The sequence below is a fragment of the Cupriavidus pauculus genome, assembly GCF_022179805.1.
Classification (GTDB): domain Bacteria; phylum Pseudomonadota; class Gammaproteobacteria; order Burkholderiales; family Burkholderiaceae; genus Cupriavidus; species Cupriavidus pauculus_E.
Map to the genome: position 1 here is coordinate 53,925 of NZ_BPUO01000004.1, position 24,983 is coordinate 78,907.

At 65.9% G+C, this 24,983-nt stretch carries 22 protein-coding genes; 9 read left to right on the top strand and 13 right to left on the bottom strand.

The window, feature by feature from the left end:
* The first annotated feature begins 82 nt into the window (after positions 1-82).
* Positions 83-976, top strand: a complete 894-nt coding sequence (locus tag MFF62_RS08925) for a LysR family transcriptional regulator (RefSeq protein WP_238262286.1) — start codon at positions 83-85, stop codon at positions 974-976.
* A gap of 225 nt (positions 977-1,201) precedes the next feature.
* Here the strand turns inward: MFF62_RS08925 and MFF62_RS08930 are convergent, their stop codons facing one another.
* The 3 genes from MFF62_RS08930 to MFF62_RS08940 form a co-directional block, all read right to left on the bottom strand.
* Positions 1,202-2,017: an alpha/beta hydrolase gene (locus tag MFF62_RS08930; RefSeq protein WP_404990707.1), complete on the bottom strand. Its 816-nt coding sequence runs from the start codon at positions 2,015-2,017 to the stop codon at positions 1,202-1,204.
* Between the two features lie 108 nt (positions 2,018-2,125).
* The gene (locus tag MFF62_RS08935) at positions 2,126-2,881 is read right to left on the bottom strand and encodes an anti-sigma factor family protein (protein WP_238262287.1); all 756 of its coding nucleotides are present in this window, start codon (positions 2,879-2,881) and stop codon (positions 2,126-2,128) included.
* Positions 2,878-3,396 carry a sigma-70 family RNA polymerase sigma factor gene (locus tag MFF62_RS08940; protein WP_238262289.1) on the bottom strand — a complete coding sequence of 173 codons (519 nt, stop codon included), beginning with the start codon at positions 3,394-3,396 and terminating at the stop codon, positions 2,878-2,880. The genes MFF62_RS08935 and MFF62_RS08940 overlap by 4 nt, the downstream gene beginning before the upstream one ends.
* A gap of 224 nt (positions 3,397-3,620) precedes the next feature.
* Here MFF62_RS08940 and MFF62_RS08945 point away from each other — a divergent pair, with 224 nt between their 5' ends.
* The 3 genes from MFF62_RS08945 to MFF62_RS08955 are packed head-to-tail and all read left to right on the top strand — an operon-like array spanning position 3,621 to position 6,194.
* Entirely contained in the window at positions 3,621-3,938 is a 318-nt protein-coding gene (locus MFF62_RS08945; RefSeq protein ID WP_238263060.1) for a FeoA family protein, read from the top strand.
* Positions 3,939-3,973: 35 nt separating this feature from the next.
* A complete protein-coding gene (feoB, locus tag MFF62_RS08950; protein ID WP_238262291.1) occupies positions 3,974-5,833 on the top strand; it encodes a ferrous iron transport protein B in 1,860 nt (619 codons plus the stop codon).
* A 40-nt stretch (positions 5,834-5,873) separates the two neighbouring features.
* A complete protein-coding gene (locus tag MFF62_RS08955; RefSeq protein WP_238262292.1) occupies positions 5,874-6,194 on the top strand; it encodes a DUF6587 family protein in 321 nt (106 codons plus the stop codon).
* Positions 6,195-6,559: 365 nt separating this feature from the next.
* Here MFF62_RS08955 and MFF62_RS08960 read toward each other — a convergent pair whose 3' ends face one another.
* Positions 6,560-7,936 carry a hypothetical protein gene (locus MFF62_RS08960; RefSeq protein ID WP_238262294.1) on the bottom strand — a complete coding sequence of 459 codons (1,377 nt, stop codon included), beginning with the start codon at positions 7,934-7,936 and terminating at the stop codon, positions 6,560-6,562.
* A 576-nt stretch (positions 7,937-8,512) separates the two neighbouring features.
* On the opposite strand from MFF62_RS08960, the gene leuA reads away from it, so the two are divergent.
* Positions 8,513-10,201 (top strand): 2-isopropylmalate synthase, encoded by a 1,689-nt coding sequence (gene leuA, locus MFF62_RS08965; RefSeq protein WP_238263062.1) that lies wholly within the window; start codon positions 8,513-8,515, stop codon positions 10,199-10,201.
* A 353-nt stretch (positions 10,202-10,554) separates the two neighbouring features.
* Positions 10,555-11,211, top strand: a complete 657-nt coding sequence (locus MFF62_RS08970; protein WP_404990708.1) for an OmpW/AlkL family protein — start codon at positions 10,555-10,557, stop codon at positions 11,209-11,211.
* Between the two features lie 101 nt (positions 11,212-11,312).
* On the opposite strand, the gene MFF62_RS08975 is transcribed toward MFF62_RS08970, so the two are convergent.
* Positions 11,313-12,800, bottom strand: a complete 1,488-nt coding sequence (locus MFF62_RS08975; RefSeq protein ID WP_473700883.1) for an AMP nucleosidase — start codon at positions 12,798-12,800, stop codon at positions 11,313-11,315.
* 250 nt (positions 12,801-13,050) lie between these two features.
* Between MFF62_RS08975 and MFF62_RS08980 the strand changes: the two genes are divergently transcribed.
* Positions 13,051-13,440, top strand: coding sequence for a GNAT family N-acetyltransferase (locus tag MFF62_RS08980; RefSeq protein ID WP_238262298.1), 390 nt, complete (start codon positions 13,051-13,053; stop codon positions 13,438-13,440).
* Positions 13,441-13,478: 38 nt separating this feature from the next.
* On the opposite strand, the gene MFF62_RS08985 is transcribed toward MFF62_RS08980, so the two are convergent.
* A complete protein-coding gene (locus MFF62_RS08985; protein WP_238262299.1) occupies positions 13,479-14,210 on the bottom strand; it encodes an NADPH-dependent F420 reductase in 732 nt (243 codons plus the stop codon).
* Positions 14,211-14,432: 222 nt separating this feature from the next.
* Between MFF62_RS08985 and MFF62_RS08990 the strand changes: the two genes are divergently transcribed.
* On the top strand, positions 14,433-16,520 hold the full coding sequence (locus MFF62_RS08990; RefSeq protein WP_238262301.1) for a ParB/Srx family N-terminal domain-containing protein: 2,088 nt from the start codon (positions 14,433-14,435) through the stop codon (positions 16,518-16,520).
* Positions 16,521-16,766: 246 nt separating this feature from the next.
* Here the strand turns inward: MFF62_RS08990 and MFF62_RS08995 are convergent, their stop codons facing one another.
* Genes MFF62_RS08995 through MFF62_RS09005 form a run of 3 tightly spaced genes read right to left on the bottom strand, consistent with a single transcriptional unit; the run spans position 16,767 to position 19,519 of the window.
* Complete coding sequence (locus MFF62_RS08995; protein WP_238262303.1) at positions 16,767-17,747, bottom strand: Bug family tripartite tricarboxylate transporter substrate binding protein; 981 nt, start codon at positions 17,745-17,747, stop codon at positions 16,767-16,769.
* Positions 17,748-17,791: 44 nt separating this feature from the next.
* The gene (locus MFF62_RS09000; protein ID WP_238262305.1) at positions 17,792-18,142 is read right to left on the bottom strand and encodes an AtuA-related protein; all 351 of its coding nucleotides are present in this window, start codon (positions 18,140-18,142) and stop codon (positions 17,792-17,794) included.
* A 12-nt stretch (positions 18,143-18,154) separates the two neighbouring features.
* Complete coding sequence (locus MFF62_RS09005; protein WP_238262307.1) at positions 18,155-19,519, bottom strand: acyclic terpene utilization AtuA family protein; 1,365 nt, start codon at positions 19,517-19,519, stop codon at positions 18,155-18,157.
* A gap of 125 nt (positions 19,520-19,644) precedes the next feature.
* Here MFF62_RS09005 and MFF62_RS09010 point away from each other — a divergent pair, with 125 nt between their 5' ends.
* A complete protein-coding gene (locus tag MFF62_RS09010) occupies positions 19,645-20,547 on the top strand; it encodes a LysR family transcriptional regulator (RefSeq protein ID WP_238262309.1) in 903 nt (300 codons plus the stop codon).
* Positions 20,548-20,558: 11 nt separating this feature from the next.
* Here MFF62_RS09010 and MFF62_RS09015 read toward each other — a convergent pair whose 3' ends face one another.
* From MFF62_RS09015 to MFF62_RS09030, 4 genes are all read right to left on the bottom strand, one after another.
* Positions 20,559-21,338 carry an SDR family oxidoreductase gene (locus MFF62_RS09015; RefSeq protein WP_238262311.1) on the bottom strand — a complete coding sequence of 260 codons (780 nt, stop codon included), beginning with the start codon at positions 21,336-21,338 and terminating at the stop codon, positions 20,559-20,561.
* A gap of 47 nt (positions 21,339-21,385) precedes the next feature.
* On the bottom strand, positions 21,386-22,540 hold the full coding sequence (locus MFF62_RS09020; RefSeq protein WP_238262313.1) for an ABC transporter substrate-binding protein: 1,155 nt from the start codon (positions 22,538-22,540) through the stop codon (positions 21,386-21,388).
* Positions 22,541-22,841: 301 nt separating this feature from the next.
* Positions 22,842-23,354, bottom strand: a complete 513-nt coding sequence (locus MFF62_RS09025) for a DUF1269 domain-containing protein (RefSeq protein ID WP_238262314.1) — start codon at positions 23,352-23,354, stop codon at positions 22,842-22,844.
* Positions 23,355-23,525: 171 nt separating this feature from the next.
* Positions 23,526-24,962 (bottom strand): acetate kinase, encoded by a 1,437-nt coding sequence (locus MFF62_RS09030; protein WP_238262316.1) that lies wholly within the window; start codon positions 24,960-24,962, stop codon positions 23,526-23,528.
* Between the last annotated feature and the right edge of the window lie 21 nt (positions 24,963-24,983).

Below are 24,983 nucleotides of genomic sequence, written 5' to 3' on the forward strand. Positions count from 1 at the left end.
TGGTTTGGGAACCATTATTTGTTCGCCGACGATTCGCGTCCAATTCTAAAATTGGCTCAATCCATATAAATTTTGTATCGCCATGGAATTCCGTCACCTGCGTTACTTCCTCGTGCTGGCCGAGGAACTGCACTTCGGGCGTGCTGCCAGGCGGTTGTCGATCTCCCAGCCGCCGCTGTCGCTCAACATCCAGCAACTGGAAGCGTCGGTCGGGGCACGCCTGTTCGAGCGCGACAGCCGGGGTGTGCGCCTGACCGCCGCCGGGCGCGCGTTCCGGGAATCGGCCACCGCGCTGCTGGCGCAGGCGGAATCGGCGCGGCTGCTGGCGCGCGAGATCGAGGCCGGCGCGGTGGGCCGGCTGCGCGTGGGCTTTGTCGGATCGATGCTGTATCGCGGCCTGCCCCAGCGCCTGCAGGAATTCCAGGCGCAGTATCCCGGTATCCATGTGGCGCTGACCGAACTCAATTCGCAGGAACAGATCGACGCGCTGCTGCACGGCGAGTTGGATGCGGGCTTTGTGCACACCAGCCGGGTGCCCGACGAACTGGCGGCCACGTTGGCGCACTCCGAACCGTTCGTCTGCTGCATGCCGGCCGACCACCCGCTGACAGCGCACGACACGGTGGCCTTGACCGACCTGCGCGGCGAGCCCTTTGTGCTGTTTTCGCGCAAGGCATCGCCCGACTACTACAGCCGCATCTTCGACATGTGCGCCGCGCAAGGCTTCTATCCGCGCATCCGGCACGAGGTGCGGCACTGGTTGTCGGTGGTATCGCTGGTATCGCAGGGTATGGGCGTGGCGCTGGTGCCGGCGGCCATGGCGCGCTCGGGCATGGCCGGCGCGGCATTCCGGCCGCTGGCCGACACGACGGTGCCGTCAGAGGTGTACTGCGTGTGGAAGCTGGCGCCCGATCACCCGGCGCGCGACCATTTCGTCGACACGGTCAGGGCGGCGGCGGCCCGGGCCGGCATCTAGAAAGTGTGGGAAAGGGCCAGAAATGGCCGAAAAAATGGCAGAATCGCCAAAGAAAAAAGCCACTAGCCTCAAGGGCTAGTGGCCATGAAGTACGCGTGGAACGGGGTGTTCAGCGTGCTTGGAGCTTATGCCCGACCCCGCCGGGGCACCAATACCGCAAATGCGTTATTCGCAAGGAAAACACTGCCAGCGGGCCCGATTAATGCGCCAGACAGGGGTAATCCCTTAGGCACCTGGCGCGCCCGCCGCTGCTTCAAGAATCAGGTTCGCGACTTCGTTCGGATGCGAAATCAGCGACACATGGCTCGACGGCAATTCGATCGTATGGGCGCCCATGCGCTTGGCCATGAAGCGTTCCAGGTCGGGATTGATGGTGCGGTCCTCGGTCGACACCGCGTACCACGTGGGCTTGACGCGCCAGGCGGCCACGGTGGTCTTGGCCATCGTGATGGCCTTGGCCATCGGCTGCTGCACGGCGTAATAGGCTTCGGCTTCCTTCTTCGGCAGGTCACCGGCAAAGTCATTCACGAACGCCTGCTCGGACAGCTTGGCGTAGCCATCGGGCGACCATTGCAGGCCGGCCGATGCGGGTGCGGCCGGGAACTTGCGCGTCAGCACCGGGTAGTCTTCGCCGGCATCGGGCGCGCGGGCCGCGATATAGACCAGGCCCGAAACCTTGGGGTCGTCGCCAGCCTGGGTGATCACCATGCCCGCGTAGGAATGCGCGACCAGCAGCGTGGGGCCATCCTGCAGTGCCAGTGCGCGCTTGACCGCGGCCACGTCGGCATCGAGCGAGGTGGTCGGGTTCTGCACCGACGTCACGTGATAGCCCTTGGCCTGCAGCAGCGGAATCACCTTCTCCCAGCTAGATCCATCGGCGTAGAGACCGTGCACCAGCACGATGTTGTGGACCGGGCCGGTGGGCGTGGTCTTGGCGGCGGTGCTTTCCTGCGCCATCGCGCCTTGCGCGAATACGAGTGCAAGGGAGGTAGCGGCGGCAACCTTGGCCATCGTGGCCAGCAGCGGGTGGTTCGATTTCATCGTCAATCCTTCATCTAGTACTGTGTGACACCTGCATAGAGCTGTAATGCTCTGTGTCCCAGTATGACGAGCGAACCTGCCCCGCTATTTCCTCCATTCCACATCTTTTCAGGTATCGCCCGGCGCAACGGCGCGCTGCACGGGCACGGCGTCCGGATTGTCGGTTGGACTTACCACGGCATACAGATAGCGACCGTTGCGCCAGTACTGCGCCATCAGGTTGCCCTCGGTACGCGCGCCATTCTGGAAGCGCAGGCCGCCCGACGGCCGCACGTAGTAAACAATCGCCTGCATCTGCGGGTTCTGGTACAGCACCATCGCGGCGGGGCCCTGCTCGGTCGACATCAGGCGGCCGCCCACGGGACGGAATCCGTACGCGGAGAAATCGGGCAACGGCGCCGGCTGCACAAAATGGCGGTTCAACCATGTCTGCAGTTCGCGCGCGTCGCTGGCCTTCACATCCACCATCTGCGGCGTGTCGCTGACCGCGAACAGGCGGTAAGCCGACATGGCGTCGGCCATCGGCAGATAGTTGTGGCGGAAGGCCAGTTCGCGCGACTGCCAGCCGCCCATTCCGCCTACGGCCAGCGCCATGACCAGCGACGCGGCAATGGCCACGCGGTGCCGCGCACGGTCGCGCTGCGCGCGCCGGATGCGGAAGGGGTCCAGGCGTGCCGGGATATCGGCCGGCGGCGGCTCCATGCTGGCGCGCAGGCGCTGCATGTCCTGGCGGATCTGCTCCACCTGCCGCGCCAGGTCGGGATGGGTGGCAATCAGGGCGTCGATCTGCTGCCGGCGCGTTTCGTCCAGTTCGCCATCGACGTAGGCGTGGAGTTCCGGTTCGGTGGGCATCAACGTATTCATTTGAGGACCTGCAGGGGAGGATGGACGACCTTGCCTTCGGTCAGTTCGCGTAGCGCCTTGCGTGCGCGGGAGATGCGCGACATGACGGTGCCGATGGGCACCTCCAGCGCATCGGCGGCTTCCTGGTAGCTGAGCCCTTCCACTGTCACCAGCACCAGCAGCGCGCGTTGTTCGGCCGACAACTGGTTGAAGCCGTCCAGCGCCGAGCGCGTGATGACCACGTCCTCGGTGGACGGCGCGCTGTCTTCGTCACTGCCCACGCCGAACAGCGTCAGCAGGCCGGCATAGCGCCGCGCCCGGCGCTGGCCGTCGAGGAACAGCCGGTACAGGATCGAGAACAGCCAGGCGCGCAGGTCGCTTTCGGCACGGCGCGTGGCGCGGCGCGACAGCGCACGTTCCAGGCACGCCTGGACCAGGTCGTCGGCGCTGGCCTCGTTACGGGTGAGCGACACGGCAAAGCGGCGCAGTCGCGGAATTACCTCGCGCAGGGCGTCGTCTGAGAAATCGTTGTCCATCGGAGTCTGGGGGGCACGGGGCAGAAGGTTCGTCACGAGGTATCGCGTGGTATACGAACGGCGCTGCGCCCTTATTCCGCCTCACATTACAAACAGCTAACAAAAGTATGGCTTCAGCACGCATGTGGCGCGAATGCTATACAATCGAGAACGATTTTTATTTACGTACCCGACAGGATTTTCCCTGTTGCGCGGCGGCGATCCCGCCCTTGGACTGGAAGCATATGCGGTTGTCTGAACTGTCCCGGCGCACGGTCGCCATCGTGAAATCGGTGGAGGATTCCACCCCCGAAGACCCGGTTGCGCGACGCCTGCGCGATCTTGGTTTCGTGCCCGGTGAAACCGTGCAGATCGTCACTTTCGGCCCATTCGGCAAGGACCCGCTGGTGGCCCAGGTAGGCTACACGCGCTTTGCACTGCGCCGCTCCGAAGCCGATCGCATCACGGTGGAAGTGGCTTCGGCCACCGTTTCCAGCATCGCACCCGCCGATCCGGCCGCGGCCCAGTCCGACAAGTCCGACGCAGCCCAGCGCATCGCCTGAGGGCCTGCCCGCCTTCGCCCGACCCTATTCCCATCATGTCAGTTGCCCAGAATGCCTCCGCCTTGCGCATTGCGCTGGTAGGCAACCCCAATTGCGGCAAGACCGCCCTGTTCAACCGCCTGACCGGCAGCCGCCAGAAGGTGGCCAACTACGCCGGCGTGACCGTCGAGCGCAAGGAAGGCCAGTTCACGTCGCCGGCCGGCCGTACCGTGCGCATCCTCGACCTGCCCGGCGCGTACAGCCTGCACTCGGCCAGCCTGGACGAAGCCATCACGCGTGAAGTGTGCATGGGCCAGCGTCCCGGCGAGGCGCGGCCCGACCTGCTGGTGTCGGTGGTCGATGCCACGAACCTGCGCCTGCACCTGCGTTTCGTGCTGGAACTGCGCCGCCTGGGCCTGCCGATGGTGGTGGTGCTCAATATGAGCGACGCCGCCGCACGCCGCGGCATCATCATCGACCGCGACGCGTTGTCGCAGGCGCTGGGCGTACCCGTGGTGCAGACCGTGGCGGTCAAGCGCGACGGCGCCGCCGCGCTGGTCAGCCTGTTCGACCAGACGCTGCCGCCGGCCCCGCCCGCGCAGCCGCTCGACAGCGTGTCCGAGCTGGACACCCACGCCGAGGTCAAGCGCCTGCTGGAGGCCGCCGTGACCATGCCCACGCGTACCGCGCGCTTCGACGACGCCGTGGACCGCGTGGTACTGCATCCCGTGTTCGGCCTGGTGATCCTGGCCGTGCTGCTGTTCTTCATGTTCCAGGCGGTGTTCTCGTGGGCCGAGCCGATGATGGACGGCATCGAGGGCGGCGTGCACATGGCGGGCGAATGGGTCGGCGCGATGATGCCGGACGGCATGCTCAAGAGCCTGCTGGTCGACGGCATGATTGCCGGCCTGGGCAGCGTGGTGGTGTTCCTGCCGCAGATCCTGATCCTGTTCCTGTTCATCCTGACGCTCGAGGAATCGGGCTACCTGCCGCGCGCCGCGTTCCTGCTGGACCGGCTGATGATGGGTGCGGGCCTGTCGGGCCGGTCGTTCATCCCGCTGCTGTCGAGCTTTGCCTGCGCGATTCCGGGCATCATGGCCACCCGCACGATCCAGGACCCGCGCGACCGCCTGACCACGATCCTGGTGGCACCGCTGATGACCTGCTCGGCGCGGCTGCCTGTGTATGCGCTGCTGATCGGCGCGTTCATACCCGAACGCACCGTGGCCGGCCTGTTCAACCTGCAGGGGCTGGTGCTGTTCGTGCTCTATGTGGCCGGCATCGTCAGCGCGCTGGTGGTGGCATACGTGCTGAAGTGGTTCCGCCGCGACCGCACGGACCATCCGCTGCTGATGGAACTGCCGTCGTACCGCGTGCCCAATCCGCGTGATATCGCCATCGGCCTGTGGGAACGGGCGCGCATCTTCCTGGCGCGCGTGGGCAAGGTGATCCTGACGCTGACCGTGCTGCTGTGGTTCCTGGCCACGTTCCCGTCGCCGCCGGAAGGCGCCACGCTGCCGCCGATCGACTACAGCTTTGCCGGCATGATCGGCCGCGCGCTGGAACACGTGTTTGCCCCGATCGGCTTTAACTGGCAGATCTGCGTGGCGTTGGTGCCGGGCCTGGCCGCACGGGAAGTGGCGGTGGGCGCGCTGGCCACGGTGTATGCGCTGTCGGGCAGCGACGACGCGGTGGCCGTGCAACTGGCGCCGATGATCGCGGCACAATGGTCGCTGGCCACGGCGCTGTCGCTGCTGGCCTGGTACGTGTTTGCTCCGCAGTGCATTTCCACGCTGGCGGTGATCCGTCGCGAGACCAATTCCTGGAAGGTGATGGCGGCGTCCGCTGCCTACCTGACCGGCCTGGCCTACCTCGCGTCGTTCATCACCTACCGTGTGGCGCTGGCGCTGACCTGATTTCGAGGAAACTGGCGGACCATCCGCCAGTCAAACGGCCATGACGCTCTATCACGCCTTTGAAACCCTGATCGTCCCGCTGATCGTGCTGGCCTGCGCCGTGCACGTGGCCGGCCGCTACATGCCCCGCACCCGCGAGCGCGTGAAGGCTCGTCTGGCCACGATGCTGGGCGGCGCCTCGGCCACAGGCTGGCGCGGATGGCTGGCCCGCCACCTGGCACCGACCCAGGCCGCCGGATGCGCCACTGGCTGCGACACGAACAGTGGCTGCGGCACGTGCGGGTCGAATACGTCGGGGTCGGGGGATTCGGGCTCCGGCGATCGTAACGAGCAGATCATTCGCTTCGTGCGCAAGTCTTGAGGGCTGGTTGATTGAGCTGAAACGGCGACCTTTTGGGGTCGCCGTTTTGCTTTTGGGGTGATGGATTGGGGTACGCAGAAACGGGTACGCTTTTGCTTCGCTACCACCAGATTCAGCTCCCCTCTCCCACGCCAGTGGGAGAGGGGTTGGGGGTGAGGGCATCGAGGCTCTGCTTGCCGATCTGTCGCATTTTGAACCGCTGCGCCCTCTCCCCCGCCCCTCTCCCGCCATGCGGGAGAGGGGCGCAAACCACGGGCAAACCGACCCTCAAGTCGCATCCAAACCACCACGCAGAAACGGGTACGCTTTCCCCAAATAAAAACCCGCCGCGACCAAGCGGCGGGTTTTTTCGAGACCCCGACAGCCTACTGTGCCGTGCCCGGAATCGTCAGCGTTACCGGCATCGCCTCGGCACCGGCCGTGCACGTCACCGTCACCGTGAACGGTCCTGTCCCTGTCGGCACCAGCGATGCCAGGTTGTTCGTGAACCCTGCGATCGAGATCGGGCCGCTGGTGACTTGCCAGTTCCAGGTGCCATTGCAACCCGTGATGCCTTCGTCGATGCCCTTGTGCAGCACGTGTGCCGACACCGGTGCGCCGCCGCTCGGCACGACGAACGGGTCCGGGCCGCTGTAGATCAGGCCCCACGTCGGCTGTTCGGTCACCAGCAACTGGGCGCGCGGCTTGGCGGTCAGGGTCAGGCTGCTGGCCATTTCGTCGATCACGCTTTGCAGCGGGGCGATGCCGGTCGGGCGGCTGGTGCTGACCGTGGTCACGCGGGTGGCTCCATTGGGCACCACCGACAGCGACGGCGACGTGGTCATGTAGGTCCACAAGCCCGTGAAATCGGCCGTCGAATCGGTCTCGTCGTTGCGCAACACACGCGAGTCATAGGTCTGCGGATAGCCGTTGAGCACGTTCAGCGCGTTGATCTGCTGGCCGAACTTCGACAGCACCAGCCGATACGTCGACACGCTGCTCTTGAACACCGACACCAGGAAGGCGCCGGTCAGCGTGTTGCCGTCAGGCGCGGTGACCTGCACCGTCACCACCGACTGCGCCGGCGTGTCGCTGCTGTTCACGCCGCGCAGCGTGCCCACGTTCACCGCGCCCGTTACCTGTACCGCCGTCGTGCTGCTGCGCCACGTCCAGCCGCTGGCCACGGACGTGCGGTCCGCGCCGTCGCTGTCGATCAGCGATGCCGTCACCGGCAGCACCTGGCCGTCGGTCATCGACAAAATCGGATATGGCAGCGCCAGGCTGTAGGTGCGCACGCCCGGAGCGACCACGGTGATCGTCGCAGCTACCGCAGGCAAGGCGGTAGTCGCGCCATTGGTGCCGGTAACCGTCGCCAGCACGCTGATGGTGGCGGTGCCGACGCCCACGCCGGTGACCACTGCACTGCCAGGAATCGTGCCGTTGGCCACGGCCGCTATCGACGTGCTGGAGCTCGACCACACGAACTTGGTGGACCCCGTGACATCGTTGCCCAGATCGTCAACAACCGACGCGGTCAGCGAGATCGTGCTGCCCACGCCCACCTGGCCCGACGTGCGGTTCATGACCAGCGTGTACGACTTGGCAACGGCCGTGCTGCCGCCACCGCTGCCACCACCACTGCCGCCGCCCGTGTCCGCCGGCGCTGTCGTGCCCGCGCTCGAGCCGCCGCCGCCCCCGCATGCCGCCATCAACATGACCGTGGCCATGCACGCGATCCACCCGGCCCATGAACGTGTACGCATGATTGTCCCCTCTCGTTATCGATCCCGTTCCCAGTCCTCTCAGCCTAGGCGCGATGTGCATGAGGATGTACTGGCCAGAGGACTGAGCGAAAACGCACATTTCGGGTGGAACTCATCCGTTCGGGGTAAGGCTTTGATGTGCGCACGCCCACACAGGCGCCCGATTCGGACCAGGCAGACAACACTGCGGACGAAATACCAAAGGTTGACGCTGCCGCACGTTTTGCACTACGCTTTGGTTCGTCCCGACCACAAGTCGGACGACATTTACCTTCCGTACGATGCCAGCCAACGCCCTCAACCTCCGCCACGCCGCAGATGCCTCGCGCATCGGTGCCGCCGTGCGCGCGCGTGTTGATGGATCGCTGACCGGCCTGCCGTCGTACCGCGCCCTGGGCGCTTCCTCGCTACTGCTAAGCCTACTGATCGGTTGCCGCGCCTAGTGCCCTGTGGCCGTTCGGCAGCCCTTCGCCACCCGATTTCCGTTTCCGGTTTTTCCGTTTTCTGATTTGAAGCGCTCGCACGACGAGACGCTTCCTCATTGTTTCCTTAGCGAGGAAGGAGATTCCCATGCCGATGTTGCACAACCCCGCCACCAAATACCACCCCGCCACCGTCGTCGACTTGCCTGACCGCACCTGGCCGTCGCGCCAGATCACGCGCGCACCGCGCTGGATGAGCACCGACCTGCGCGACGGCAACCAGGCGCTGATCGAACCGATGAACAGCGCGCGCAAGCTGCGCTTCTTCGAACAGCTCATCAAGGTGGGCCTCAAGGAAATCGAGGTCGCCTTTCCGTCGGCGTCGCAGACCGATTTCGATTTCGTGCGCATGCTGATCGAGGAAGATCGCATTCCCGACGACGTGACCATCGTCGTACTGACCCAGGCGCGTGAAGACCTGATCCGGCGCACCGTCGATTCCGTGCGCGGCGCCAAACGCGCCACCGTGCACCTGTACAACCCTATTGCGCCGGCCTGGCGCCGCATCGTGTTCAATGCCTCGCGCGACGAGATCAAGGAAGTGGCCGTGGCCGGCACGCGCCTGATCCGCGAATTGACCGACGCGATGCCGGAAGCCGCCTGGTCCTACGAATATTCGCCCGAGACCTTCAGCCTGGCCGAGCTCGATTTCTCGCTGGAAGTGTCCGACGCCGTGTCGGCCGTCTGGCAGCCCGATGCTAAGCGTCCGATGATTCTGAACCTGCCCACCACGGTGGAATGCAGCACGCCCAACATCTTCGCGGACCAGGTGGAATGGATGCATCGCCGTCTGGCACGGCGCGAACATATCGTGCTGTCCGTGCATCCCCATAACGACCGTGGCACGGCCGTGGCCGCCGCCGAATTGGCTGTGATGGCCGGCGCGGACCGCGTGGAAGGCTGCCTGTTCGGCAACGGTGAGCGCACCGGCAACGTCGACCTGGTCACGCTGGCGCTGAACCTCTACACGCAGGGCGTGAATCCCGAACTCGATTTCTCCGATATCGACGAGGTACGCCAATGCGTGGAGCACTGCAACCAGTTGCCCGTGCATCCGCGCCATCCGTACGTCGGCGATCTCGTGTTCACGGCGTTTTCCGGATCGCACCAGGACGCCATCCGCAAGGGCTTTGCCCAGCAAAAGTCCGACGCCATCTGGGAAGTGCCCTACCTGCCGATCGACCCGGCGGACCTTGGCCGCAGCTACGACGCCGTCATCCGCGTGAACAGTCAGTCGGGCAAGGGCGGCATGGCCTACCTGCTGGAACAGGCGCACGGCATCTATATGCCGCGCCGCCTGCAGATCGAGTTCAGCCGCGCGGTGCAGGTGATGACCGACGAAACCGGGCTCGAAGCCAGCGCGGAAGACCTCTACGCACTGTTCCGCCGCGAGTACCTGGATGTGGATGCGCCGCTGCGCTACGTCTCGCACCGCATGGTGTCTACCGGTGACAGCGCCGTGGAAATCGAGATGGACATGCTGCGCGATGGTCAGCCGGTGCGCGTACGCGGTGCGGGCAACGGCCCCATCGACGCGACGGTCGATGCGTTCTCGCGCGGCCTGGGCATTGCGGTGCGTGTGATGGACTACCACGAGCACGCCATGACCACCGGCGCCGATGCCAATGCGGCCTGCTATGTGGAAGTACGCGTCGGCGATTCGCCCACTGGCTTTGGCGCGGGCGTCGATACAAGCATCGTCACGGCGTCGCTGAAAGCCATGGTGTCCGGCGTCAACCGCCATCTGGCGGTGCGCGACGAGGCCGAGGCCAAGGCGGCCTGATTGCGGTCTGACTGCGGCTTGACCGCAGCCTGAAAAACGGTGTGCCCTCCCCCCAGAGGGCACACCTGAAAAGACGTCCTGGCGGACGTCCACGACATGCGCGGTGCACAACCACGAGCCCACAGCGTAAGGGGCGCGATGCGCGGGCGCCACGAATAAAACCGCATGTCCATAGAAGCATCGGCACTACGGCGCAAGCCCCCATCACGGCGTTTCAAGCGTGGTGTCGCGCGTTGACGACGCTGTCGCAGTCAAATAGTGTCGGCTGCGCTTCACTTGTTCTGCATCAAGGTTTGGGACGTTGCCACGGCACACACTGGTCGCACTTTTTCGATGTTTCGTGCTTGACCAACATGACCACTGCAACCACTCCCCGCCGCAAGACCCTCGTTTCCTCCCTCTGCATGGCGCTCGCCGCCGCCACCATCGGCACCCTTTCCGCGCCGGCATTCGCCGCCGACGAGGCCCAGAGCAACTGGATGATCCGCCTGCGTGGCACCTACCTCGACATGTCCAACAAGTCCGACCCGGTGGGCGGCGTTGGCGCATCGGATCGCATCCATGTCAACAACAAGTGGATTCCGGAAGTCGATATCACCTACTTCATCGTGCCGCATATCGCGGCCGAGCTGGTGCTGACCTATCCGCAGAAGCAGGACGTGAGCCTGGATGGCAAGAACATCGGATCGTTCAAGCACCTGCCGCCCAGCCTGCTGCTGCAATACCACTTCCTGCCGAATGGCACGTTCCGTCCGTACGTGGGGGCTGGCGTGAATGCCACGCGCGTCTATGGCGTGGACCTGGCCGGTGGCACGCTGGGCCTGGACAAGTGGAGCGTGGGTCCGGCCCTGCAGATCGGCATGGACTACAAGATCAACAAGAACTGGTTCCTGAACGTCGATGCCAAGAAGGTCTGGATTTCGAGCAACGTCTATGCGAACGGCGTCAAGGTGTCCACGGTGAACCTGGACCCGTGGCTGTTCAGCGCCGGCGTCGGCTACCGGTTCTGACCGGGCAATCCTCGAGGAAGGGCTAACTATCCAACGCCCTTCCGCCTCACAGCGCGCGGTGATCCCGCGCGCTTTTTTACGTGAGGCGGCCGGGTTGCCGGCTAGCGGAATGCCGGTTCGTCGAAGCTGCGCAGCTTGCGCGAGTGCAGTTGCTCCACGCCGTTTTCGCGAAGGATGCGGATGGCCTCCAGGCCGATGGTCATATGCTGGCTGACGCGCTGGCGGTAGAACGCATTGGCCATGCCGCGCAGCTTCAGTTCGCCGTGCAGCGGCTTGTCCGATACGCACAGCAACGTGCCATACGGCACGCGGAGCCGGAAGCCGTTGGCCGCCACTGCCGCGCTCTCCATATCGATCGCAATCGCGCGCGACTGGTTGAAGCGCGCATACAGCGCCTTCGACTTCAGTTCCCAGTTGCGGTCATCGGTGGACACCACCGTGCCCGTGCGCATGCGCGTCTTCATCTCGTTGCCCGACAAACCCGTGATGCGCGCCACGGCTTCCTGCAACGCCACCTGGATTTCAGCGATAGGCGGCACCGGCACCCACGGCGGCAGATCGTGGTCCAGCACGTGGTCATCGCGCACATAGGCGTGCGCCAGCACGTAGTCGCCCAGCTGCTGCGAGCGGCGCAGTCCCCCGCAATGCCCCACCATCAGCCAGCAATGCGGCCGCAGCACCGCGAGGTGGTCGGTCATGGTCTTGGCGTTGGACGGACCCACACCGATATTTACCAGCGTCACGCCCAGGCCATCTTCGCGCACCAGGTGGTAGGCCGGCATCTGCGGCAGCGCCTTGGGACGCAATGCCTCGTCAGGCTCGGCGCCATCCAGTTCCTGCACGATGTCGCCCGGCTCCACGAACCGCACGTAGCCGTCGCCACCACCGCTGCTCATCAGGCCTCGACCCAACGTCACGAACTCATCAACATAACGCTGGTAGTTCGTGAACAACACAAAGCGCTGGAAATGCTGGGGCGCGGTGCCCGTGTAGTGGTAGAGCCGCTGCAGCGCCAGGTCCACGCGTTCGGCCGAGAACAGCGACAGCGGCCAGGCTTCGCCGGGCGTGGGCTCATAGGTGCCGTTTGCAATCGAATCGTCGATGCGGCTCAGTTCCGGCAGCACGAACGACGCCTCAAGCTCGCGGGCCTGCGTGAAGCTGATGTCGGTGGTGGATGCCTCGATCACGAACGGCAGCGGAATCGGCCGTCGGGACAGGCCCACCACCACCGGCACGCGGTGATAGCGCATCAGCCGCTCTATCTGGTCGCGGTAGTAGTCGCACAGCAGGTCCGGCCGGGTGACCGTGGTGCCGTAGACGCCGGGGTAGGCCACCGTGCCCCACGACGGGCGACTGTCGGTGACCATGGTTTCCAGATTGACGGAGATGCCGAGATACGGGTAGCACGCGTGCGCCGCCGAGGGCAGCGGCTTGCCTTTGGCGAACGCGTCGAAACGCGCACGCACGGCCGCCACGGAGCTTTCGTAGATCTCGCGGATGCGCGCCATCGCGCTATCGGCATCGCTGAACTCGGCCAGTTGATCGGCCGGGTGGGCGGAGGAGAAGATCGGGGCGTTCATGGAAGCCATCATACCGCCAGCGCGGGGGCTGTGGCAGGCCATTGCGTGCGCGGCCCAACCCGCGCGCATGCGTGCGAATGGTCGCATTTTGCGGACGAAGGTGTTTGACGCCGCTGCATCGGCTTCGCTACACTCTGCGCCGAAATGCGCGGCATATTGCGCGACGCATTGTGCGAAAACGCGGCGCAACCGCACTGCGGCCCCCACTTCTGGAGGGTCTGCGGGCATGCGCTCCGGAATCACGCAGGAGGAATTGTCGATGGAAATCCGTAATCCGTTGCCCGCGGAAATCGAGGCAGCCCGGCTGCTGCTGGCTGCCAACGGTTGGGAACAACGGGTCGGCAATCCCGAGCGCTTTGCGCAACTGATCGCCAACTCGCAGCGCGTGGCGGTGGCCGTGGAAAACGGCGAAGTCATCGGCTTTGCCCGCGCGCTCTGCGACGACATTTCCAACGGCTACATCTCGGTCGTGGCCGTCGCGCCCCAGCATCGACGCCGCGGCATCGGCCGCGCCCTGCTGCGCCACGTCATGGGCAACGATCCCGACATTACCTGGGTACTGCGCGCGGCGCGCTCTTCAGAAGCCGCGTTCTTCGGCCAACTGGGCTTTACGCCGTCGATGGTGGCCATGGAGTGGCGCCGCCGCTAGGCCGCACCACGCTTCACCTCCCCCTGCTACTGCCCCAACTACTGTTCCATCGCACGGCGGAATTCCTCGGCCGTCCCCATCTGGCGGAACAGCTTGCCCCCGGGCGCAAAACGGTCAGCCGTCGATAGCCCGCCCACCACCACCGGTTCGAAACCCGCATCGCGCACCAGACCGGCCGCCACCTCCAGCGCGCCCGCATCGTTACCCGCCATCGGCACCGCCATTAGCGCCCCCTTGCGGTGGCTCTCACGCGTGAACTCGCCCGCGCCCGTGAAGTTGAATACCCGCACGACGCGCGCACCCGCCAGGTATTTGGCCGTGGTGGCACCGATACCGTTGGCCTTGACCTCGTCGACGATGGCACCGTCACGCGGCGCAATCGCATTGGTGGCGTCCAGCACGATCTTGCCCTGCCAGCGGTTCTGCTGGCCCACGTCGGGCACCGCGCCGTAAGGCACGGCAAGCAGGATCACATCGGCAAACGCCAGCGCCTGGGCCACCGTGCCCACCGATGCCAGAGATCCCAAGGAATCTGCCAGTGATTTCAGTTCCTCGGGATGGCGCGAAGCAAACATCACCGGGTGCCCGGCCTTGACCAGCAGGCTGCCGACCGCGCCGCCAAGGCGCCCCGAACCCACCACGCCAATCTTCGACTTGGCGCTGTCCTTCGCCTTGCCGCGCGTGGTCTGCGCCACGGCATGCCCGGCCGGCACCGCCAGCAGCATGCTCCATCCGCCTGCAATCAGCACCCTGCGTCGCCCGTGCGACATGCCTCGATATCCGTGCGCCATGGCTCGTCCCTTCGCTTCACGCGTCGACTAACTCAAACAGGTAAGTACTCCGCTCCGATCACTCTAGGCGAAAAATCCCCGCTCGCCCCAGGGCCAGGTTGTCACAGGACCGTCATGGCGCGTCCCTAGACTGACGCGCGGCCACGTGCCGCCGACGGCGCACGCTGGACACGACACGAACAACGACAACGGGGAAGAAACATGGAAAACACGGCGACCAAACCTGCGCAGTGGATGCGACGTGGCGCCAGCAAGGCGGCCATGCTGATGCTGGCCACCGTGGCGATGACCGCATGCGGCGGCAGCGACGATGGCAACACCACGAACACTGGCACCAATCCGGCCGCCACGCCGGCCGAAGTCAAGCCGCTGGCAGGCGGATCGCTCTACGTGGGCTCGGTCAGCTTTGGCGACACGGTCTCGGTCCAGCTCGACCAGCCCGCCGCAGGCCAGCTTACCCTGCGCTTCCTCGATTCCCGCTTCGGCCTGGCCGGCGCGCTGGTCGGGCAGTACACGCTCGATGGCACCACCTACCGTGTGTCGAACCTGACCGCCACGGGCACCGACGTGCCGGCTGCCCTGGCCAGCGCCGCGGCATCGATCACGTTCAGCTTCACGCTGGACGACGGCCTGCTCTCGGGCGCGCTGGGCCAGGTGCCCAACGTCAAGGCCGGCAACGGCAGCCTGCTGCAAGGCTATATTTCGGCCGCCAACAAGGGCGCCCAACTGAAGGACATCGCCGGTACCTACAGCTACCTGCGTCAGACCAGCGATTCGGCCACCGCCGGCCAGCTGGCCATCCAGGCTGACGGCTCGGTGCGCGTCTGCGCGGGCCAGGGCTATACCGCAAGCTGCGCAGGCGGCCAGACCGGCCAACTGAGCGCCGATGCCGACCAGTCGCGCTATCCGGGCGCCTTCGCGCTGACCATCGCCGGCACCAAGGTGGGCCGCGTGTTCGTCGGCAAGCAGCAGGGCAGCACCGCGCTGTTCGTCGACGAAACCGGCGCCAGCGCCACCGCAGCCACCGGCAACTGGGTGGTGCGCGCCGCCACGACGCTGCCCGCCACAGCCGTCGACGGCGACTGGGTCTGCGCAGAGCCAGAACTCAACGACGCCAACGCCACCACGGGCCGCACGCGCCGCAATATCGTCTCGATTGGCAGCAACGTGCTGGCTGCCGACAATATCCCGGCCGATGTTCCCCTGATCTACAACGGCTTTGGCACCGGCGCCGCCATGGGCTTGATCTCCGGCACGTGGCAGGAACCAATCGCCAACCAGATGCAAAGCGCCACGCTGGCCTGGCTGCCGGTCAGTAGCAAGCTTGCGTACCAGTTGCGCCAGGTTCCGGGCACGCAGCGCGTGCTGCCGGCCGTCTGCACGCCGCTGCCGGCCCCGACGCCGATCAGCACCTACCTGCAGGCCGCCGCCCAGCAGAACATCCTCGTCACCATGGCCGACCTGCGTCCCACGCAGCCCGCCATCGGCCGCGACCAGATCTATTACAAGCTGGGCCGCTACGCCGTGGATTCGGCCAAGAACTTCGACGACGCCTGCGAGAACAACGGCCAAAACAAGACCGCCAAGGACGGCATCAAGTCCGATTCGCGCATCGACAACCTAGCCTCGTTCACCTGCACCAAGGCCGTTGGCGAGAAGCCCGAGGACATGAAGACGCTGGTCGTGGGCCCCTACGGCGAGCCGTACCTGACCGACGGTCACCACGCGTTCACCACGGTCTGGGAAGCACCGACCGCCGGCCCGCAAGCCAAGATGTGGATCCGCGTGCAGGACAACCTGTCGAACCTGAACCGTGCCCAGTTCTTCCGCACCATGCGCGCCCGCAAGCTGGTCTGGCTCAAGGACGGCGACAACCGCCCCATCTACCCGGCCGACCTGCCGCGCAAGCTGGGCCTGTCGAACGGCCTGGGCAACGATCCGTATCGTTCGCTGGTCTACTTCACGCGTGACATCGGCTACAGCCAGCCCACCGGCGCCACCGAATTCACCGAGTTCTACTGGGGCGACTGGCTGCGCAAGGTCGTCGACCTGAAGACCGTGAACTTGAACGACACGGCCGACTACCTGGCCGCCGTACGCAAGGCCGCCGTAGCCATGGTGGCCCTGTCGCCCGATGCAATCGTCAGCGCCGACAAGACCGCCGCCACGCTGGGCCGTCTGGAGACCTTCAACGAAACCGAATTCACCGCGCTGTCGCAGCCGGTGACTGCAACGAAGCCGGGCAAGCTGCCGTATGCAGTGGATTACCGGTTGAAGCTGAAGCCTTGATGGCGGTTGGTTTGGAGGTTTGATGCCAGAAGGCCCGAGACTGGGCCTTCGTATTGGCTGACTGTGAGCACCCCAGGTTCCTGGTAACGGGACTGGGGTGTTTTGTTTTGATGGCTGCTGTCTGGGGCGTTCAATGCGGCAGGTGCGTACCCGTTTCTGCGTGGATGCTATGACGCAGCGCACCGCCGGTTTTTGCTCCCCTCTCCCGCACAGCGGGAGAGGGGAGCAAAACAAGCTAAGCCGTCATCATTCCGGCTGGATATTGGCAGCCTTGATGATGCGGCCCCATTTATCCGATTCCTGGGTCTGGAACTTGGCCAGTTCCGCAGGGGTGCTCGTGAACACCTCGGTGCCGGTCGACTTGTAGAAGTTCGACGCCGTGTCGCTCTTGGCGGCCTTCACCAGCATCTGGTTCAGCTTGGTCACCACGGCCGGCGGCGTGCCTGCCGGGGCGTACGCGGCGAACCAGTAGCTCATTTCGTAGCCCTTCACGCCGGCCTCGTCGATGGTCGGCACGTCAGGGGCCAGCGGCGAGCGCGCCTTGCCCGATACGCCCAGCGCGCGCAGCTTGCCGGTCTTCACCTGCGGCAGGCCGGTGGCGGTGTCGGTGATCATCATCTGGATCTGGTTGCCCAGCAAGTCGGTGACGGCCAGCGGATTGCTCTTGTACGGCACGTGCAGCAGTTGCACGTGGGCCATCTGCTGGAACAGTTCGCCTGCGATGCGCGACGACGAGCTGCCGCTGCCGAAGCTGAGCTTGCCCGGTTCCTTCTTGGCCAGCGCGATGAACTCGCCGACGGTCTTGGCCGGTACTTGCGGGTTGACCACCATGATCTGGCCGCCGCGTCCCAGCGCGGACAACGGTGTGTAGTCCTTCACCGGGTCGTAGGGCAGCTTCTTGAACAGGTGTTCGTTGGCGGCGTGCGTGGTGTTGGTGGTGATCAGCACCGTGTAGCCGTCGGGCGCGGCCTTGGCCACGTCGGACGCAGCGATAAAGCCGTTGGCGCCGGGCTTGTTGTCCACCACGACGGTAGCCTTGCTGTCGACCGTCACGGCTTGTCCGATGGCCCGCGCCAGCTGGTCCGTGGCGCTGCCGGCCGCGAACGGCACGACAAAGCGGATCGGCTTGTCCGGGAACTCCGCCCAGGCGCTGCCGGCGGGCAAGGCCAGGCACGCGAACGTGGCGAGAGCGGCTGCAGCGGCCAGCGGCCAGCGAATTCCGTACATCTGTGTCTCCTCGAATCGTTTTGACATATGGGACGGCTCGGCAATCATGAGGCGCCGCCGGCGAGCCGCGGCGGCAGGGGGATCGGCAGGCCCAGCAGCAGAAACGCCAGCGCCTTGCCGTGGGTATCGAGATTCAATGCATCGTTGACGCCGCCGTCCAGCACGCCGTCGATCACGAAATTCATGGCCTGGATCGACGGCACGACGTAGCGCTTCACGGCCGTGGGCCGGCGTGCCGCGAACAGTGCGCGTACGGCGTCTTCGGTGACATGCGTCACCAGGTGATCGAAATCGCGAGCGTCGTAGGCAATGACGCTGATGTTGGAGCGGTCGCCCTTGTCGCCGGTGCGGCCATGGGCGAACTGGTAGAGCGGCGCGGTTTGCAAGGCAGTCATGGCGGGCTCCGGTCAGGCTTCGATAAACGTATGCGTGGCGACCACGACATGGCGCGGCACCAGGCACGACGTGGCGTTCAGGCGCGTGCGCAACGCAGTACGCACGCCGCCACCGCCAGCGGGGCCGCACGTGTACAACGCGTTCACCTCGCGCAGCAGCGCCTGTGCCACGGCCTTGTCCTCGTGCGCCAGCGCCGCACGCATGCGCACATCGCGCGCCGTGGCCTCGGCCGGCGACGGATCGGCCAGCATGGTGCCGGCGTCATCGCCAAACACGCTCAGCACGCCAATCAGGTCAAAGCGGATCGGCACGTCAAAGCCCAGCCCCTGCATGCGCTTGCGCACGATATCGGCTGCCAGCCGCGCACGGGCGGCGGCGTTGGGGCCGGCGTAGGAAATCTCGCCCTCGGCGAACCAGCCGCCCTGGTGGAACAGGTTGGCCTTGAGTTCGGCCGGACGCGCATGCCCACGGATGCCACGCACGGCCACGCGGTCGGGGCCGATCTGCGACACCGCGACCTCGCCGATATCGGCCACCACGTCGGGCGTCAGGTAGGCGCACGGATCGTGCACCTCGTACAGCAGTTGTTCCTTCACGGTGCGCAGGTCCACGCAACCGCCGGTATTGGCCGCCTTGAAGATTTCGATCGCGCCATCGGCGTCGATCTGGGCAATCGGAAAGCCCACGTCATGCACGTCGGGCACGTCCTTCATGCCAGGGTCAGCAAAGTACCCGCCGCTCACCTGCGCGCCGCATTCCAGCAAATGGCCTGCCATGGTGGCGGCGGCCAGCCGGTTCCAGTCGTCCCAGGCCCAGTCGAAATGCGCCATGGCCGGGCCGACGGCCAGCGCGGGGTCGGCCACGCGGCCGCACGCCACCACCTGGGCCCCGGCGCGCAGCGCGTCGGCAATGCCCTGCGCGCCGATATAGGCGTTGGCGCAGACGAAACGCGCTTCGGGAAATGCGTCGCCGACGATGCCGCGCAGCACCGCGCGGCCCGCGTCATGCGACAGGTCGTCTCCCTCCACCACGGCCACGCGCGGTGCGGGCAGGCCCAGCTCGCCCGCCAGCGCCAGGATGCGGCGCGCGGCGGCGCGCGGGTTGGCGGCGCCAAAGTTGCCGATGATCGGAATGCCGTTGGTCAGGCACAGCCCCAGCACCGGCGTCAGCAGATGGTCCAGCAGCGGCTCGTAGCCGTGTTCGGGATTGTCCCGGCGCGCCAGCTGGGCCAGCGCCAGCGTGCGTTCCGCCAGGGTTTCGAAGATCAGCGCGGCCGGGCCGCCATTGGCGATCAGCGTTCGCACCACGGGCAGGGCGGCGTCGGTGCGGTCACCGGAGAATCCGGCCCCGGATCCGATCAGCAGGGGAGCAGTCATGGGCGTGGGCAACGTCAGGGTAAAAGGGCAGCCACTTCATTCTAGAGCCGCCCGGTGTCACGCGAAAACGGATTATTTGGATTAATCTATCGGCTTCCTGGATGAATCCACGGTCCTGACCCGCCATGCTGTCGAACCTCTCGGTAAAGCACTTGCGCGCCTTCGTGGCGCTGGCCTCGCATCGTAACTTCACGCGGGCGGCGCAGGCCTGCCACCTGTCGCAATCGGCGTTCAGCACGCTGATCCAGACGCTGGAAGACCAGGCCGGCAGCCGCCTGTTCGAGCGCACCACGCGCCATGTGGACCTGAGCGCCGACGGCAAGCGTTTCGAGGAAGTGGCGCGGCGCCTGCTGGCCGATTTCGAGACCGCGTTCGAAGACCTGCGCGACCATGCCGAACGCCGCAAGGGCCGCGTGGCCATCGCGGCGCTGCCCTCGCTGGCGGGCGGCGACCTGCCGCCGCTGCTGGCCGATTTCCATCGACGCTACCCCGGCATCTCGCTGGAACTGTTCGACCAGTTGGCAGATGGCTGCATCGACATGGTCCGGCGCGGGCAAGCCGACTTTGCGCTGGCCCCGGCGCCCGCCCAGGACGGCGACCTGCGCGTGGAATCACTGGTGCACGACACCTTTCACCTGGTGTGTCCCGCCGACCATCCGCTGGCGGCCAAGCGCCGTATCGCACCGCAGGCGCTGGCGGGGCTGCCGTTCATCCAGTTGTCGCGTACCAGCAGCGTGCGCCAGCATCTGGACGCAGCGATGCATCCGCTCAAGCTGCATGGGGTGATGGAAGTGGAGCACCTGGCCACGGTGGCGGCGCTGGTGGAAGCGGGGCTAGGCGTATCGGTGGTGCCGGCGCTGGCGCTGTTCCAGTTCCGCCGCGAGGGGCTGGCCGTGCGGCCGATGCAGATGCCGTCGCTGGTACGCGAGATCTGCCTGGTGCGGCTCAAGGACCGCAGCGATTCCGCCGCCGCCAGCGCCATGATCGACTGCCTGCGCGCGCATTACGGCACGGGCAGGCGCATCTGATATCGGGATGTCTAGAAGTGGCCCAGGTAGCCGCCGTCGACGGCCAGCACCTGGCCCGTGATGTACGACGCGGCCGGCGATGCCAGGAACACCACGGCGCCCGCCACTTCGGCCGGCTGGCCCCAGCGGCCCAGCGACGTGCGGTCGCGCAGCCATTGCGCCACGGTGGCGTCGTCGACCATGGCCTGGTTCGGCTCGGTCGCGAAGTAGCCGGGTGCCACCGCGTTGACGGTAATGCCCGCTCGCCCCAGGTCGGCGGCCATCGCGCGCGTCAGTGCATCGAGTCCGCCCTTGGTGGCGGGATAGAGCACGTCGTTGGCGCGTGCCACCTGACCGGCAATGGACGTCACGTTGACAATGCGGCCGTACTGCCCTTGCTGCATCAGTCGGGCCGCATGGCGGCACAGCGCGTAGGGGGCCACGAGGTTGGTTTCCAGCATCGCGCGCAGGTCGCCGGCATCGAGCTGGGTCATGCCATTGCGATTGCGTGCGCCGGCATTGTTCACGAGGATATCGAGCCGGCCATGCCGGGTCGCGATGGTCTCGAACGCCTGCGTCACGGCTGCATCGTCGGTGATGTCGAGCACCAGCGCCTCGGCACTGCCGCCGCGCGCGTGGATCTGCGCCACGGCGTCGGCCACGCGCTGCGCATTGCGCGCGCAGACCAGCACATGGGCTCCGGCATCGGCCAGCGCCTCGGCCATCGCCAGGCCAAGGCCCTGCGCGCCGCCCGTGATCAGGGCCACGCGTCCAGCCAGCGAGAAAGGATGAACTGCGGGGGAAGTCGCCATGGCGGCAACTATACCGCAGCCATCCGGCCGCGTTTCCTGCCCTCGGCCTAGCGGATCAGCTTGCCGGTCGACGAGACGATCGACATCTCGACGAACGACGAACCCGTGTGCCGCGTGGGGCTGTAGCTGATCAGGATGCCGCCCAGGTCGTAGTCGCGCAGGCCCTCCAGCGCGCCAATCAGCTTCTCGCGCGTGGGTTCCGGCCCGGCGCGGCGCAGCCCTTCCACCAGCACCTTGGCCGACATGAAGCCCTCCATGCCCGCGTTGCTGGCTTCCTGCTTCTGCGCCTTGGCCATGCCACGATATTCGCTGGCGATGCTCATCTGGCTCGAATTCATGCCCGGCACCACCTGCGTGATGATCAGGCCCTTGCCGTCGTCGCCCAGTTCCTTGATGAACGAATCGGCCGCGTTGTTCGACAACGTCACGAACTGCGCCTGGCTGCCGGCCTTCTTCATCTCGCGGATGATCCGGGCGGCCTCCGAGCCCGAACCGATCACCATCACCGCCTGCGGGTTGGCCTTGTTGACGTTGGCCACACCCTGCGCGATATCGCCCATTGGCCGGTTGAACGATGCCGATGCCGCTGGCTGCACGCCACGCGCCTGCAGCGCCGTGTTGAAGCCTTCGAACACGTCCTGCCCGAAGCCGTCGTTGGCGTAGAAGATGGCGATGCGGCTCATGCCGGACGTGGCCAGGTGGTTGATCGCGCGCGCCACTTCGTCCTGGTACTTGGCGCGGACGTTGAACACGTAGCGGTTCACGGGCCGATGCAGCGTAATGGCCCCGGTCAGCGGCGCGATCAGCGGCACTTTCTCGGCCCCGATGATCGGCAGGATGCTTTCGTTCTGCGGCGTGCCGCGCACCATGAACAGCGCGAACACCTTGTCGTCGCCAATCAGCTTGCGCACGTTGTCGGGCGTGCGCTTGGCGTCGAATCCATCGTCATAGGTCAGCAGTTCGATGCGCCGGCCTGCCACACCGCCATTGGCGTTCACGTGGTTCAGGTACACCTGGGCACCGGCAATCTGTTCCTTGACCGATCCGGCCACGGGTCCGCTGACACCGGCCGACTGGCCGATGCGGATGGCGGACTTGGTGATGCCGGGCTCCGCGTGCGCCGCGGTGGGCGTGACGATGGGCGTGACAAACCCGAGCGTGGCGGCAAGGACGCCGCACGCAACGTATCGTGCGTTCTTCATTTTTTGACCCCTCCAGAAGCGCTGGCTTTATAAATGTTTTGCAGCTGCCTGCCGTTGCGGCCTTGTCGCGTTTGAAACGACACGTCGCATGGCGTTTGCGAAAAGTACCTCAACCGAGGTAATTGTTCAAACTTGGGGACAATGGCGGGCGGGGAACTGTTGCTGCGGCATCACACCGACACCTGTTTGGTCCAGTGCGGGCCGGTGTGGCCGCAGCGGGCGCATGATGGAACATGCGCCAGAGGCGCGCCACGCGGGCGCGCTGGGTAAAGCTGACCGGCGGCGGTTGCCGCCCCGGGCTTCAGGGGAAAGCCGGTACTGCCGGATCGAGTCCTGCGAAGCGGGCTTCCGGATGGGCGTTCTGCAGCAGCGTTTCGATTTCTTCCACGCGGCCGCGCGGCACGTCCACCATCAGCAACAGCTTGCCGGCCTCGATGTCCTTCTCGAACGCGCGCAAACGGCTGTTGGGCGCCGAACTGCCGATCATGCTGGATGCCCACGCGCCAAACACGGCGCCAAGCACGGCCAGCACGCCAACCAGGCCCCATTGCGGCGTATCGCTGACGATCGGGAACATGGCCACCACCACCCCGGCCACGATACCCACGCCGCCACCCACCATCAGGCCCATTTCCGCCGCGTGCACGATGTCCGAAGTCTGGAACAAATTCGCTTCGTGCAGCCCGGTCATGTCCGCGCCGTCGCGGCCCACAAAGTGGATGTGGCCGTTTTCGATGCGAGCCAGCAGCAGGTCGTCCATGGTACGGCGGGCGCTTGCCAGGTCGGGCAACAACCAGAAGATCCGTTTGCGCATGTTTGCCTCCTCTGTCAGGCCGCCCCATGCATAGATCGTTGGGTCTCCGTCAGGGACGGTTTCGTTCCGTTCTACTCTCTCCGCAGTGACAGTGCAAGGCACCGAAAGGCTGACTGCGGGATGACGCGCACGGTATGGATTCCGGGCGTCACCTCGCGGTGCATCATGCGGTCAGAATGTGATCGGCAGGCGTACCGTGACCGTCAGGTCTGGCGTGTCGCGCGTCAGGCCGGCACCCACCGAAAGGTTCAGCGTGTAGCGGTTGTTGAAGCGATACGAATAGCCCACCAGCAGCGTGCCCTGCGTGATGCGTACCGAGCCCGGTATGGTCTGTCCGTTCTGCTTGGTCGGCCAGATGATGCTCTGGTCGTAGCCGATACTGAACGACGCATGCTCGTTCAGCGACAGGCCCATGCCGAAGTTGAACTGGAAGATATCGCCCGGTGCGATCTTGCCCAGCGATTCCTTCTCGCCATTGAGCACGGTGCGGCTGATGTTGTCGCGCGCAAAGTTGTGCAGGTAGCTGAAGGTACCGAAGAACACGGCCGGATCGGTCGGCAGCAGCCACGTCACGCCCGGCTGAATCGCCTGGAAACCCGTGCCGGTAGGCATGCCCAGGGGCAGGCCGGTACCGGTGGTATTGCTCACGCAGCGCGTAATACAGTCGGTCACCACCTCGAACGGATCGCGGCCCGTGTTCGACTTGTAGCGCAGCCAGCCGATGAAGAACGGCATCTTCTCGTTGCCGTAGTTGAGCTGGTAGCGCAGCGTCGCTTCCACGTCGCCCAGGCCGCTGCCGCTGGCATTGAACACGCTATCCACGGCGGTGCCGGTGAAGATCTCGCGGCTCACCGTGTCGGCGCTCGTATGCACGTACGGGATCTTGGCTTCGATTTCGAGCCGCTTGGTCAGGCCGTAGCGGAATGCCACCGCGCCAATGTACGTGGACGTCTTCACCTGCCGCACATCGACCAGGCCGATCAGGATGGCCGGGATCACCGAATAGCCCACCAGCGCCACGCGGTCACTCGACGAATAGCCGTACTGCAGGCTGGGTTCCACCACAAGCTTCTGGGCCGGCGTGAGCACGCCAGGCTGGTCGAAGATCGGCGCGATCTCGGGCGGGCGCGTTTCGCGTTCGGGCGGCTTGCCCACAGGCTCCTCGATGCCGGCAGCCGATTCGCCAGGCTGCGCGGCCTGGCCCTGCGGCGGCGCGTCGGGCGGCGCTGCAACTGGCGCCTGCTGCGCCTGCACGCCCTGCTGCGCGGTGTTGTTGATCTGGGTGGCGCTGGCGGCGGCGCCGGCGGCTGCCGCGTTGGTCGCCGTGTTGCCGGGCGTCACGCCCGCGCCCTGACCGCCGCGCTTGCGCGCCAGCGCATCGTTGTCCACCGTGCTGCGCAGCTCGCGTATCGTGGCCTGTTGCTCGGCCAACGCGCGTTTCATGTCGTCAAGCTGTCTGGCTTGATCGGCGAGCTCCTTCTGCAACGACTCCAGCCGGGCGGCGGCTGGCGGCCCCGCATCCGGCGGTGTCTGTGCCTGGGCCATTCCCCCAAGCAAAAGCATCGAGCATCCGGCATAGCCGATGCCCTGCAGCGAACGCTTCTTCATGACGTCTTCCTCCCCCGGGAC

Coding starts and splice junctions, on each gene's coding strand:
- MFF62_RS08960 (WP_238262294.1), bottom strand. CDS start 7,936: ATGCGTACACGTTCATGGGCCGGGTGGATCGCGTGCATGGCCACGGTC.
- MFF62_RS08975 (WP_473700883.1), bottom strand. CDS start 12,800: ATGGCTTCCATGAACGCCCCGATCTTCTCCTCCGCCCACCCGGCCGAT.
- MFF62_RS08955 (WP_238262292.1), top strand. CDS start 5,874: ATGACGCTCTATCACGCCTTTGAAACCCTGATCGTCCCGCTGATCGTG.
- MFF62_RS08930 (WP_404990707.1), bottom strand. CDS start 2,017: ATGAAATCGAACCACCCGCTGCTGGCCACGATGGCCAAGGTTGCCGCC.
- MFF62_RS08935 (WP_238262287.1), bottom strand. CDS start 2,881: ATGAATACGTTGATGCCCACCGAACCGGAACTCCACGCCTACGTCGAT.
- MFF62_RS08925 (WP_238262286.1), top strand. CDS start 83: ATGGAATTCCGTCACCTGCGTTACTTCCTCGTGCTGGCCGAGGAACTG.
- feoB (WP_238262291.1), top strand. CDS start 3,974: ATGTCAGTTGCCCAGAATGCCTCCGCCTTGCGCATTGCGCTGGTAGGC.
- MFF62_RS08990 (WP_238262301.1), top strand. CDS start 14,433: ATGGAAAACACGGCGACCAAACCTGCGCAGTGGATGCGACGTGGCGCC.
- MFF62_RS09010 (WP_238262309.1), top strand. CDS start 19,645: ATGCTGTCGAACCTCTCGGTAAAGCACTTGCGCGCCTTCGTGGCGCTG.
- MFF62_RS08945 (WP_238263060.1), top strand. CDS start 3,621: ATGCGGTTGTCTGAACTGTCCCGGCGCACGGTCGCCATCGTGAAATCG.
- MFF62_RS09000 (WP_238262305.1), bottom strand. CDS start 18,142: ATGACTGCCTTGCAAACCGCGCCGCTCTACCAGTTCGCCCATGGCCGC.
- MFF62_RS09015 (WP_238262311.1), bottom strand. CDS start 21,338: ATGGCGACTTCCCCCGCAGTTCATCCTTTCTCGCTGGCTGGACGCGTG.
- MFF62_RS09020 (WP_238262313.1), bottom strand. CDS start 22,540: ATGAAGAACGCACGATACGTTGCGTGCGGCGTCCTTGCCGCCACGCTC.
- MFF62_RS08980 (WP_238262298.1), top strand. CDS start 13,051: ATGGAAATCCGTAATCCGTTGCCCGCGGAAATCGAGGCAGCCCGGCTG.
- MFF62_RS09025 (WP_238262314.1), bottom strand. CDS start 23,354: ATGCGCAAACGGATCTTCTGGTTGTTGCCCGACCTGGCAAGCGCCCGC.
- MFF62_RS08970 (WP_404990708.1), top strand. CDS start 10,555: ATGACCACTGCAACCACTCCCCGCCGCAAGACCCTCGTTTCCTCCCTC.
- MFF62_RS08940 (WP_238262289.1), bottom strand. CDS start 3,396: ATGGACAACGATTTCTCAGACGACGCCCTGCGCGAGGTAATTCCGCGA.
- MFF62_RS08995 (WP_238262303.1), bottom strand. CDS start 17,747: ATGTACGGAATTCGCTGGCCGCTGGCCGCTGCAGCCGCTCTCGCCACG.
- MFF62_RS09030 (WP_238262316.1), bottom strand. CDS start 24,962: ATGAAGAAGCGTTCGCTGCAGGGCATCGGCTATGCCGGATGCTCGATG.
- MFF62_RS09005 (WP_238262307.1), bottom strand. CDS start 19,519: ATGACTGCTCCCCTGCTGATCGGATCCGGGGCCGGATTCTCCGGTGAC.
- leuA (WP_238263062.1), top strand. CDS start 8,513: ATGTTGCACAACCCCGCCACCAAATACCACCCCGCCACCGTCGTCGAC.
- MFF62_RS08985 (WP_238262299.1), bottom strand. CDS start 14,210: ATGTCGCACGGGCGACGCAGGGTGCTGATTGCAGGCGGATGGAGCATG.